We start from the raw sequence: 11,290 nt of genomic DNA on the forward strand, positions 1-11,290 counted from the left end.
CATCTTCACGTTCGCCAGATCGACGCCCGTCCCGTCCGCCTTCACCCGAGGCTTCACGTTATAATCCAACACCCGTTTCACGGGCACGACGATCTTCATATCCACTCCCTCAATCAGAAGCTGAAACGGCCACCGATCGACCCGACGAACGCGCGGGCATTCTGCACCTGCCCCGAGGTCAGGATCGGCGTCTGCGCGGCCGTACCCGCATAGGCGGCGGTACGGCGATCGATGCTGGCATTGGCGAAGTCGATATAGCTGCCAGCCGCATCCAGGGTGAAGCGCGGCGTCACCTTGTACGAGCCGCCGATCGAGTAGTTCCAGCGGTTCGCATCCGGCACGCGCGCGTCGCGGTTGCCGTCCTGCGTGGGAGTAATGCCACGCTGCACACCCGCACGCAGGGTCAGGCGTTCATTGGCGGCATAGTCAAAGCCGCCCGCCAGCGAGAAGCTGTTCTTGTAATTCTCCGGGATCGCGGTGTTGATCGGCGCGCCCAGGCGGATCGCGTCGAAATCGGCCCAGGTGAAGCGCACCGCCTGTGCGTTCAGCGTCAGCTTGTCGGTGGCCCGGAAGCGGCCCGCGACGATGATCTGCGCGGGCGTGTAGAATTCCGCCGTCGCCCCATCGACCGTCCGGTTCTGTGCCGCGAGCGGGCCCAGCAGCCCGCCCACTTCCAGGCTCCCCTTCAACTGATGCTTGATCCGCGACTTGTAGCTGATGCCGACCGTCGCCCAGTCATTGTGAAGCTGCACACCGGCGGTCCATCCCAGATCCCAGCCATCGCCCTTCAGCCGCTGATACCCATCGGCCAGCAGCGGCGACAAATTGGGGAGCGCGTTGCCCAGTTCGGCCTTGGTATATTCGACGTTCAGCGCGCCACCGACGCGCAGCCAGTCGAGCACCGCGATACCGACCGAAGGCTGGATGTCGATGGTGCGCAATTCGGTCTTCAGCGCGCTGTACCGGGCCCAGCTATTCGCGTCATATTCGGTGGTGAAGCTATAGGGCGACGTCACGGCAAGGCCGACCGCAACCCGGTCGTTCAGCGGAATGGCGACCGCGCCGGACGGCACGATGCCGCGATTGATCGGATCGCCGGAAACCCCATTGCCACCGACGGGTCGCGCGGACTGGCCGGGGCGCACGATCACCGTGCCCCTATCGACCACATCGCCCTTCGGGATGATCGCCGACGCGCCGAGCACCGCCTCGCCGCGCTCCATCCCTGCGATCGAGGCCGGGTTCCACCAGAGCGACGATGCGCCGGTGTCGGCACCCTCACCCGAAAAGGCGCGACCTTGGCCACGGGTGGACTGTTCCTGAAGATAGAAGGCCTGGCCATGCGCCGCGCCCGCAAAGGCGAAGGAGGAGGACAGGACGGCGGAGGCCAGCAACGGAGCCTTGAACGACTTGGTCATGAGCATACTCCCCGAAGGATTTTCGTGATTGGGCAAAGGATCAGCGGATACGCGTCCAGGTCTGCGTCTTGCACAGCGGCACGAAGACGCAGCCGCGCACCTTCAGCGTGTCCGGCCCTTCCGGGGTCAGCTTGGCGCTATAGGTCTTGCCGTCCTCGGCATTGTAGATGGTGCCGCCGCTCCAGGCCGCGCCGTCCTGCGAAAAGCCTTGCAGGATCAACAGGTTCTTGAGCGGGCGATTGCGCTGCTTGGGATCGCGATTGGCCTGGTCGGTCAGCGCCGGATTGGTGCGCAGCTTTTCCGAGGTCAGGATGCGACCGCACACCGAATTGCCGCATTTCTGGATCTCGACGACGCCGCCGCGCGTCTGGGTCTGCCAGCGGCCGACCACCGAGTCCGCATTCACGCCAGCCGCCGCAAGGGCCATGGCCGTCAGGGTCAACACCATGCTTCTTCTCCTCTCCATGCCCGTTCGTCCGGGCGAAGCGCCGCTTTTCACGGTCGCTTCCATCTTACCTATACGTTATTAGCATGACGCATAGGATAATGCTCCATGCCTATAATGCCGACTGACCGCAATCAAGTGCCAGTCGGCATCGCAATATTTCAAAACGCTTCCAGTTCCAGTGCCATGGTCGACCGCTTGCCCGACTTGATCGCCAGGAACGCCGCCGTCGCCTGGGGCAGGATGCGGTCGAAGAAGAACCCGGCGGTGGCGAGCTTGGCCTTGTAGAAGCCCGCCTCGTCGGTGCCCTCGGCCAGCCGCTCGGTGGCGATCCGCGCCGATTTGAGGAAGCAATGCCCCATGCCGACCAGCCCCAGCAGCCGCAGATAGTCGGTCGCGGCGGCACCCGCTTCCTCGGGGTCTTTCATCCCCTTCTGCGCGATCATGCCGGTGCTGAGTTGCAATGCGCCGAACGCCTGCTGCATCCCCGCCGCCCAGCCGGTGATCGCCTTGTCCTCATGCTTGGTGAGCGCCTCGACCTGTTCCGACACCGCATGGAAGAACGGGCGCATATAGCGGCCCATATGCGCGGGCATCTTGCGCCCGACCAGGTCGAGCGCCTGGACGCCGTTGGTGCCCTCATAGATTTGGGCGATGCGGGCGTCGCGGACGAACTGCTCGATCCCGTGGTCGCGGATATAGCCATGGCCGCCATGGACCTGCACCGCCATGTTGGCCGCCTCGAAGGCGAGATCGGTGAACAGCGCCTTCACGACCGGGGTCATCAGCGCCACGAAGTCCGCCGCGCGCGACTTGTCGGCGGGGTCGATCGCATGCGCCTCGGCATCCAGACCGCGTGCCGCCCACTGACCCAGCGCACGACACCCTTCCGCATAGGCGCGCATGGTCATCAGCATCCGGCGAACGTCCGGGTGGACGATGATCGGATCGGCGGGCAGGTCGGGACGCGCCGCGCCGCCCAGTGCGCGGCCCTGCAAGCGGTCCTTCGCGTACGCCACCGCCGACTGGTACGCGATCTCGTTGACGCCCAGGCCCTGGATGCCGACCGAAACACGCTCGGTGTTCATCATGGTGAACATGGCGGCGAGGCCCTTGTTCAACTCGCCCACGACCCAGCCCTTGGAATTGTTGAACTCCAACTGGCAGGTGGCCGACGCCTTGAGGCCCATCTTGTGTTCGATGGCCGCGACGCTGACACCATTGGCGGGGCCGACCGAGCCGTCATCCTTGGGCAGATATTTGGGCACCAGGAACAGGCTGATCCCCTTAACCCCCTTGGGCGCATCGGGGGTGCGCGCAAGGACCAGGTGGATCACATTGTCGGTCAGGTCATGGTCGCCCGCCGAGATGAAGATCTTGCCGCCGGTCAACAGGAACGAACCATCGTCTTGCGGCTCGGCGCGGGTGCGGAGCAGGCCGAGGTCGGTGCCGCAATGCGCCTCGGTCAGGCACATCGTACCCGACCATTCGCCCGAGATCATCTTTGGCAGATAGAATTGCTTCAAGTCCTCCGAGCCATGGCCCATCAGCGCGGTGGTCGCGCCGTGGGTCAGGCCGGGATAGAGGCTGAACGACAGGTTGGTCGCGCAGATCATCTCCTCGACCAGCTTGTTCACCGCCTCTGGCAGCCCCTGCCCGCCATATTCGACCGGCGAGGCGAGCGCGGCCCAGCCACCTTCGCAGAACTGACTATAGGCTTGCTTGAAACCGGACGGCGTGCGGACGACGCCATTCTCCAGCTTGCAGCCCTCGATATCGCCGGTGGCGTTGAGCGGCAGCAGGACCTCCTGCGTGACGCGGGCGGCTTCTTCCAGAATCGCATCGTAGAGTTCGGGGCCGAACTCGTCCTGCCCCGCCACGGGGCCGAACTCGTCCTCGCTGAACAACTCGTGCAGGACGAAACGCATGTCGCGCAGCGGCGCGTTATAGACTTGCATGGGATTATCCTCTCCCGATCAATTGCGCAGCGGCTTGCCGGTTTCGAGCATATGCTCGATCCGTCCTTGCGTCCGCGCGTCCTTGACGCTTTCCATGAAGGCGGCGCGTTCCAGCTTGAGCAACTGGTCCTCGCTCACCTCATCGATCAGGTCGGCATCGCCGCCGGTCATGACCCGCGACAAACGGCCCGCCACCACCACGTCATAGGGGGTGGCGACGCCCTTCCTGGCGAAGTCGGCGACCGCGCCGTCAAAGGCGACCTTGCCCGCCGCACCCGGCAGGCGGAAGACCGGCTTTTCGGGCGGTTGATAGCCCTCGACCAGCGACAGCGCCTTTTGCTTGGCATCGGCCAGCAGGCGGTCGCGGTTCATGGTGACGCCATCGTCCTTGCGGAGATAGCCCATGTCCTTGGCCAGCGCGGCGGAGCGCGACACCTGCGCGGTCGAGATGGTCTCGAACGCCTTCATGACCGCGGGCATCGGCCCCTTGGGCATTTTGGGCGACTTGGCGAGACGATCGATCAACTCGCCATTGCCACCCCAGCCGGGGACCAGACCGACGCCGGTTTCGACCAGCCCGATATAGCTTTCGGCATGCGCCTGGATCGCATCGGCGTGGAGCAGGATTTCGCACCCGCCACCCAGCGCCATGCCGGCCGGCGCGGCGACCACCGGGAAAGGCGCGTATTTCAGCGCCTTATACGCCTGCTGCCCCGCGACGACCAGCTTGTCGACTTCGCCCCAGGCGGCGATGTTCACCGCGAACATGGCGAGGCCCAGATTGGCCCCGGCCGAGAAGTTGCTGCCCTCATTATAGATGACCAGCGCCTTATACTGGCTCTTCACCAGCGCGATGGCCTTTTGCAGCAGGGTCAGCACCTGCTCGTCGAGCGCGTTCATCTTGCCGGTGAACTCGAACGCCGCGACGCCGTCACCGACATCCCAGAGCGCCGCCGAGCCGTTCTTCATCAGCGGTTCGGAGCGCAGCTTGATGTCTTCCAGCAGCAGCACACCTTCGGCACGGACGACATCGGCATAGTCGCCGCCTGCGGTCAGATATTGCCGCTTGCCATCGACCACGCGGTAGAAGGGGCGGTCGCCCGCCGTCTCCAGCAGCGCCGGGACCGGCTTGCCCTCGGCACGCAGCCGCTCGGCCAACTTGCCCGGCCCCAGCCGGTCGATCAGTTCGAAGGGGCCGAACTTCCAGTTATAGCCCAGCTTCATCGCGTCATCGATCGCGACCACATCGTCCGCCGCCTCGCCGACCAGTCCGGCGGCATAGGACAGGACCGGACCCAGCACCGCCCAGGCATAGTCGCCGACCTTGCCCGGCGTTGCGACCAAAGCGGCCAAGTCCTTCTCGGCGCGACCCGGCAGACGCTCGGGCTTCTTTTCCGCGCGATATTCGCCGGTCTGGAGGTCGATCGCCTGCTTGGCCTTGGTGCCGTCGGGCTTGCGGTCGAGGCGGTAGAAGCCGCCCTTGCCCTTGCGGCCCGTGAACCCTTCCGCGATCATCTTGTCGACCAGCGGCAGCGGGCGGATCGTGTCGAAATAGGCGTCCCCTTCCGGCAGGGTCGAGGACAGTGACTTGGCGAGCAGCGGCATCAGGTCGATGCCGACCAGGTCGATCAGCCCGAAAATGCCGGTCTTGGGCACGCCCATCGGACAGCCGCCAATCTGGTCGGCCTCCTCGACGGTCAGCCCCTGGTCCATCGCCGCGTTGATCGCGACCGCCAGCCAATAGGTGCCGATGCGGTTGGCGATGAAGCCCGGCCTATCCTTGGCGCGGACGATCCGCTTGCCCATGCGGTGATCGACGAACTGCTCGACCCTGGCCGCGACACCGGCATCGGTGTGCTCCGAAGTCACGATCTCGATCAGCCGCATGTAACGCGGCGGATTGAAGAAGTGGGTGATGAGGAAGTCGTTCTTGAACTGCTCCGACCGCCCCTCGACCAGATGGCCGAGCGGGATGGTCGAGGTGTTGGACGACACCGCCGTACCGGGACGCTTCAACGTCTCCAGCTTGGCATAGAGCGATTGCTTGATGTCCAGCCGCTCGACCACCGCCTCGACGATCCAGTCGCACTCGGCAACCTTGTCGAGATGATCCTCGATATTGCCGGTTTCCACCAGCCTGGCGGCGGCGGACGACATGAAGGGGGCGGGCTCGGTCTTGAGCATCTTCGCCACCGCCCCCTTGGCCACGGCGTCACGGTCGCCGCCGTCCTTGGGCACGATGTCGAGCAGCAGGACGGGCACACCGGCATTGGCGACCTGCGCCGCGATGCCCGCGCCCATGACCCCTGCGCCGATCACGCAAACCTTGTTGATCGCGTCAGCCATCATGCACGCTCCAGCACGGTCGCGATGCCCTGACCGCCGCCGATGCACTGGGTGGCGAGTGCGTAGTGACCGCCGTCACGCGCCAGCAAAGCCGCCGCCTTGCCGACGATGCGCGCGCCGGTCGCGCCCAGCGGATGGCCGATCGCGATGGCGCCGCCGTCCTTGTTGATCGTGTCTTCCTTCAAGCCAAGGTCGCGGATGCAGGCGATCGCCTGGCTGGCAAAGGCTTCGTTGATCTCGACAATGTCGAGATCGCTCGAAGAGATACCCGCACGCTCCAGCGCCTTTTTGGACGAGCCGATCGGGCCGAGGCCCATCGTCTCCGGCTCGCAGCCGGAGATGCCGACCGACTTGATCCGGGCGAGGATGGTCAGGCCGTGCTTCCTGGCAAATTCTTCCGAGGTGACCAGCACCGCCGCCGCGCCATCGGTCAGCGGAGACGCGGTGCCCGCCGTCACCGTGCCGTCCTTGTCGAAGGCGGGCTTCAGACCGGACAGCACCTCTTCGGTCGTGTCGGGGCGGATCAGGCCATCCTCGGTCACATCGCCCGCCTTGGTGCGGATCGGCACGATCTCCTCCGCCAGCCGACCGGCGGCGCGCGCCTCGGCGGCCTTTTTCTGGCTGGCGACCGCGAACTTCTCCTGCTCGGCGCGGGTGATCTGGTACTTCTGGGCGACATTCTCGGCGGTCTGGCCCATGCCCATATAGGCACCGGGCCGCGCCGCGGCGAGTTCGGGGTTGGGCAGCGGGTTGTAGCCGCCCATCGGCACCCGGCTCATCGACTCGATACCGGCGCAGATGAACGCCTCGCCCGCGCCGATCTGGATCTGGCCCATGGCGATATGGATGGCCGACATGGACGATCCACAGAAGCGGTTCACCGTCATGCCGCCGACCGACAGCGGCAGATCCGCCAGCAGCCCGATCAGTCGCGCGACGTTCATCCCCTGCTCGCCCTCGGGAAAGGCGCAGCCCAGAATGACATCCTCGATCTCCGAGGCATCGACGCCGGTCCGCTCGATCAGGCCGCGAATCACCTGTGCGGCCAGATCATCGGGCCGAACCCGCGCCAGCGCGCCCTTGCCAGCCTGGGTGAAGGGAGAGCGGGCATAGCCTGCGATCACGATGTTGGTCATCCAATCCTCTCTTTATGGGCTTGCGGCCTAACGTTAAGGTGCGTTACCTACCCTATACGTCAAGACAATAAGCAACTCGACCCCGATCGACAACCGGGTATGGTCGAAAAATGATATAGGAGAGCGACGCGATGACGGCAGGAGCCATCGGGGAAACCACGACGGGCGGTGCACCGGGTCAGGCGACGGGACGCCCGCTGGTTTCGGAACCCCGGCTGCTATCCGATATGTTCGAGACTACGGTACGGCGGCACGGCGACCGACCCGCGATCGATTTCATGGGCCGCATCACCCGGTACGGCGAACTGTCCGACATGGTGGACCGGGCGGCGGCGGGGCTTCAGGCGCTGGGCGTGAAGCAGGGAACCCGCGTGGCGCTGTGCCTGCCCAATATCGTCTATTACCCGGTGCTGTTCTTCGCGACGCTCAAGGCCGGGGGCATCGTCGTCAACGTCAACCCGCTCTATGTCGAGCGCGAACTCTGCCATCTGCTGGAGGATTCGGGCGCGGAGATCATCGCGACCTGCGACATTCCCGACATTTTCGCGCGGGTCAGCCATGCCGCCGAGAAGCTGTCGGTACGCCATGTCATATCCTGCCCCATCGCCGACGCGCTGCCGACCATCAAGGGGCTGGCCTATCGCCTGCTCAAGCGGTCGATGATCGCGCCGCCCGGCCCCTCCCCCCGCCACCTGACCTTCGCGCAGATGATGAAGCGCGGCGGCGCGCTGTCCCCGGTATCGGCCAGGCCCGACGACGTGGCGGTGCTGCAATATACCGGCGGCACGACAGGCAGCCCCAAGGCGGCGATGCTGTCGCACGCCAATCTAATCGCCAATGCCGATGCGATGGTGCTCCATACCGGCGGCGAAGAGGCGATCGGGGCGGAGCGGATATTGGGCGTGCTCCCCCTCTTCCACGTCTTCGCGCTGACCACGGTGCTCAGCTTCGCGATCCGGGTGGGGGCGGAGATGATCCTGCTCCCCCGGTTCGAACTGGATCAGGTGCTCAAGACCATCGCGCGCAGCAAGCCGACCTATTTCCCCGCCGTCCCCACCATCTACAATGCAATCGCGGGCGTGGCGGAGGCGCGCAAGGTCGACCTGTCGGCGATCAAGGCGTGCATCTCGGGCGGTGCCCCCCTTCCCGCCGAGGTGCGCGTGGCGTTCGAGACCACGACCGGGGCCAAGCTGGTCGAGGGTTACGGCCTGTCGGAAGCTTCGCCGATCATCACCTGCAATCCGCTGATCGGCGAGAACAAGGGCGGATCGGCGGGGCTGCCCTTCCCTGGCACGACGATCGAGATTCGCGACCGCGACAATCCCGACCGGCTGATGCCGCCGGGTGAGGTCGGCGAAATCTGCGCACGCGGGCCGCAGGTCATGTCCGGCTATTGGAACAAGCCCGTCGAGAGCGAGCAGGTCTTCATTCACGGCGCGCTGCGCACCGGCGATGTCGGCTATCTGGACGAGGACGGCTATCTGTTCATCGTCGACCGGATCAAGGACGTGATCCTGTGCGGCGGCTATAATGTCTATCCGCGCATGATCGAGGAAGCGCTATACGAGCATCCCGCCGTCGCCGAGGCGGTGGTGATCGGCATCCCCGATCCCTATCGCGGCCAGTCGCCCAAGGCCTTCGTGAAGCTGGCGGCCGATCACCATGCGACCCCTGAGGACCTGCGTGCCTTTTTACAGGACAAGGTCAGCAAGATCGAACTTCCCCGCGAAGTCGAAATCCGCGAAAGCCTGCCCAAGACCCTGATCGGCAAATTGTCGAAAAAGGAACTGGTCGAGGAAGAATTGGCGAAGGCCGCGGCAACGGCGCGGCCTGTGGGGGAATAGACGGTGGGGGACAATGAGGAGCTGCGCGGCATCCAGGATGTCGCGAACAGCCTGGGCGTCACGACACGCACGCTGCGATTCTATGAAGATCGGGGGCTGATCGAACCGCGCCGGGTGGGCACCGCGCGGGTCTATTCCAAGCGCGAGACGGCGCGGATGCAGTTGATCCTGCGCGGCAAGCGGCTGGGCTTTTCCCTTCGCGAGATCGAGGAGTTTCTACGGCTGTACGATGCCGATCCGCAGCATGTCGAACAGATGCGCGCGCTGGCCGAGCGGTGCCGTGAGCGCGTGGACGAACTCCGCCAGCAGATGACGGCGCTGGTGCAGACGGTCGAGGAACTGGAAACGATCGAACGCGAAGCCCGCGAACGGATCGCGGCAGCGGGGGCGTAGCCTCCAATCCTCCCTATCTCCGATTGAGAGGGGGATCGCGCTCGCAGGGCGTGGTGGAGGGGCCTGCAACGCTAGCTAGAGGCCCCCTGCCCCTCCACCACCGGGCTGACGCCCGGCGGTCCCCCTCCCCAAGCAGAGCTTGGGGAGAATTTGGGATGTTCCGCACCGTCCAGTCCCCCCAATCCTCCCCATCTTCGATGGGGAGGGGGACCATCGCGTCAGCGATGGTGGAGGGGCAGGACGGACCGGCACCACCCCTCCATCACGCTCTTCCCGAGCGAATTAAGACGGCACGCGCCAGCCCAGGCCCAGCGCCTTCTGCAACGACACATAATCATTGGTCAGCCCCGCCACCGCCTGCGACAGCGACTGATCCGCCGCCACGCGCTGCCGCTCCGCATCCAGCGTGTCGATCAGCGTCGCCGCGCCCGCGCGATAGCGCTGCTGCATCAACACCGCCGAGCGATCCGCCGACGCCTTGGCGCGGGCGAGCGTCGCCACCGTGTTCCGCCGCGCCCGGAAACGCGACAGCGCATCCTCCGCATCGCGTAGCGCCGACAGGACCGCGCCGCGATATTGCGCCTCCGCTTCATCCCGCGCGCCTTCGGCCTGGCCGACACGCGCATTGGCCCGCCCGAAGTTGAGCACATTCCACTGGAGCATCGGCGCACCCAGCGTCACCAGATTGTCGAGATCGGTCAGCGAGTCCAGCGAGGTGCCGCCGATGCCGATGATCCCCATCAGGTTGAGGCGCGGGAACTTGGCCGCCTCCGCCACGCCGATCCGCGCGGTCTGCGCCGCCAGGTTGCGCTCGGCGGCGCGGATATCGGGGCGGCGCTGGAGCAGCGATGTCGGATCGCCCACCGCCACCTGCGCGGGCGGCAACGGCACCGGCCCCGCCTGGGTCAGCCGCTGGTCCAACGTCCCCGGCGCCTCGCCGATCAGGATCGCCAGCGCGTTGAGATAGGTCTCGACCGAGGAGGACAGCGGCAGGATCTGCGCATCGGTGCTCTCGACCTGGTTGCGCAACCGCTCCACCTCCAGTTGCGAGGCGGTGCCGTTGGCGAAGCGCTGCTCGGTCAGCTTGAGCGTATCGCGCTGCATCCGCGACGCATCGCGCGCCAGGATCAGCCGCTGTTGCGTGTCGCGCAGCCCGATATAGGCCTGGGCGACATCGGCGCTGAGCGACACCTGCGCGTCGGCGACATTGGCCTCCGCCGCCGCCGCATTGGCGCGCGCCGCCTCGACCGTGCGGCGGCGTCCGCCGAACAGGTCGATCTCCCAACTCGCATCGAAGCCCAGGTTGAAGAAGTCGACACTCTGACCGCCCGAGCTTCCACCGCCACCGGCGCCGCCCTGCCCCTCACCCGCCTCACCGCCGCCCAGGTTCAGGCCCGGCAGATTGGCATGGAGATAGGTCGCACTGGCATTGGCGTTGGGCGCCTGGTTGGCCCGCTCCAGCCGTAGAGCCGAGCGTGCCTGCTTCAACCGCGCCTGCGCCACCGCAACGTTCGGATTGGCCTCCAGCGCGCGCTCTTCCAGCCAGGTGAGCATCGGGTCGTTCAGCGTCGTCCACCAGTCGGCCACCGCCGGTGCGGTGGTCGCGAGCATGTTGTCCGCGCGAACGAACCCGGCGGGCGGGGTCGCCGCCGATCCGATCGCCTGGGGCGGCCCGGCATAGTTGGGCCCGACGGTGCAGGCCCCCAGCAGGAGGAGCGGGATGAGGGAAAGCTGCTTGCGCATCATGGTT

At 65.9% G+C, this 11,290-nt stretch carries 8 protein-coding genes and 1 pseudogene; 2 read left to right on the forward strand and 7 right to left on the reverse strand.

The genetic code is table 11. From position 1 onward, the window contains the following. From SM191_RS03945 to SM191_RS03970, 6 genes and pseudogenes are all read right to left on the reverse strand, one after another. A pseudogene (locus tag SM191_RS03945) lies at positions 1 to 99 on the reverse strand (electron transfer flavoprotein subunit beta/FixA family protein); the annotation flags it as partial. Positions 100 to 113: 14 nt separating this feature from the next. Continuing rightward, positions 114 to 1,424 (reverse strand): OmpP1/FadL family transporter, encoded by a 1,311-nt coding sequence (locus SM191_RS03950; RefSeq protein ID WP_341505078.1) that lies wholly within the window; start codon positions 1,422 to 1,424, stop codon positions 114 to 116. Between the two features lie 34 nt (positions 1,425 to 1,458). Next, positions 1,459 to 1,866: a DUF2147 domain-containing protein gene (locus SM191_RS03955; protein ID WP_306999678.1), complete on the reverse strand. Its 408-nt coding sequence runs from the start codon at positions 1,864 to 1,866 to the stop codon at positions 1,459 to 1,461. A 158-nt stretch (positions 1,867 to 2,024) separates the two neighbouring features. After that, complete coding sequence (locus SM191_RS03960; protein ID WP_341505080.1) at positions 2,025 to 3,821, reverse strand: acyl-CoA dehydrogenase C-terminal domain-containing protein; 1,797 nt, start codon at positions 3,819 to 3,821, stop codon at positions 2,025 to 2,027. 18 nt (positions 3,822 to 3,839) lie between these two features. Next, complete coding sequence (locus SM191_RS03965; RefSeq protein ID WP_341505081.1) at positions 3,840 to 6,167, reverse strand: 3-hydroxyacyl-CoA dehydrogenase/enoyl-CoA hydratase family protein; 2,328 nt, start codon at positions 6,165 to 6,167, stop codon at positions 3,840 to 3,842. Then, positions 6,167 to 7,303, reverse strand: coding sequence for a thiolase family protein (locus SM191_RS03970; RefSeq protein WP_341505082.1), 1,137 nt, complete (start codon positions 7,301 to 7,303; stop codon positions 6,167 to 6,169). The genes SM191_RS03965 and SM191_RS03970 overlap by 1 nt, the downstream gene beginning before the upstream one ends. Before the next feature lie 131 nt (positions 7,304 to 7,434). On the opposite strand from SM191_RS03970, the gene SM191_RS03975 reads away from it, so the two are divergent. After that, the gene (locus tag SM191_RS03975; RefSeq protein WP_341505083.1) at positions 7,435 to 9,147 is read left to right on the forward strand and encodes a long-chain-fatty-acid--CoA ligase; all 1,713 of its coding nucleotides are present in this window, start codon (positions 7,435 to 7,437) and stop codon (positions 9,145 to 9,147) included. Positions 9,148 to 9,150: 3 nt separating this feature from the next. Continuing rightward, positions 9,151 to 9,540, forward strand: a complete 390-nt coding sequence (locus SM191_RS03980; RefSeq protein WP_306999675.1) for a MerR family transcriptional regulator — start codon at positions 9,151 to 9,153, stop codon at positions 9,538 to 9,540. A gap of 282 nt (positions 9,541 to 9,822) precedes the next feature. On the opposite strand, the gene SM191_RS03985 is transcribed toward SM191_RS03980, so the two are convergent. Then, complete coding sequence (locus tag SM191_RS03985; RefSeq protein ID WP_341505085.1) at positions 9,823 to 11,283, reverse strand: efflux transporter outer membrane subunit; 1,461 nt, start codon at positions 11,281 to 11,283, stop codon at positions 9,823 to 9,825. Between the last annotated feature and the right edge of the window lie 7 nt (positions 11,284 to 11,290).

The sequence above is a fragment of the Sphingomonas sp. 2378 genome (assembly GCF_038084995.1).
Taxonomy (GTDB): domain Bacteria; phylum Pseudomonadota; class Alphaproteobacteria; order Sphingomonadales; family Sphingomonadaceae; genus Sphingomonas.